The following is a 546-nucleotide window of genomic DNA, read 5'->3' as shown; positions in this document are numbered from 1 at the left end:
CCTCATACGAATAATGATATTCAGCTAAAATGGCAGACATCAGAAATACCTGCCTTGGCAGAATTACTCAAGGCACTGGCAACATGATCCGTATCAATGAAATTTGGCTCTCTACCCAGCCCATGGATATGCGAGCAGGAATGGATACTATCATGGCTCAGGTGGTGAGAGCCTTTGGCTACATCAAACCGCATTGCGCCTACCTGTTCTGTAATAAACGTGGTCATCGTATGAAAGTGTTGGTACATGATGGACTGGGCATCTGGCTGTGTGCCCGGCGTTTGGAACAGGGTAAATTTCACTGGGCTCAAGTTCACCAAGGTGAAACCGTGGCCCTCAGCCCGGAACAGTTACAGGCATTAATCCAAGGTTTGCCCTGGCAGAGAATTGGATTACAGCAAGTGGTGAATATGCTCTAAACCAAGCTCGACCATTCTGCCATCCTCCAAACGTTCTATTTCATTCTCTTCATGACCTCAGGCATACTGCGGTCATGAATACGCTGCCTGACTTAAGCCAACTGACCCATGAACAACTGCTGGAATT

At 47.4% G+C, this 546-nt stretch carries 1 protein-coding gene and 1 pseudogene; both read left to right on the top strand.

The window, feature by feature from the left end; translation table 11 throughout:
• Window positions 1-87: pseudogene (locus HHA42_RS13500) on the top strand (IS66 family insertion sequence element accessory protein TnpB); the annotation flags it as partial.
• The gene (gene tnpB, locus HHA42_RS13420; RefSeq protein WP_216076820.1) at window positions 84-419 is read left to right on the top strand and encodes an IS66 family insertion sequence element accessory protein TnpB; all 336 of its coding nucleotides are present in this window, start codon (window positions 84-86) and stop codon (window positions 417-419) included. The pseudogene HHA42_RS13500 and the gene tnpB, both read left to right, overlap by 4 nt.
• Window positions 420-546: the final 127 nt, after the last annotated feature.

The organism is Acinetobacter sp. A3, assembly GCF_012371415.1.
In the GTDB taxonomy this organism is placed as follows: domain Bacteria; phylum Pseudomonadota; class Gammaproteobacteria; order Pseudomonadales; family Moraxellaceae; genus Acinetobacter.
This window is presented reverse-complemented; position numbering and strand designations above follow the sequence as displayed.

Coding starts and splice junctions, on each gene's coding strand:
- tnpB (WP_216076820.1), top strand. CDS start 84: ATGATCCGTATCAATGAAATTTGGCTCTCTACCCAGCCCATGGATATG.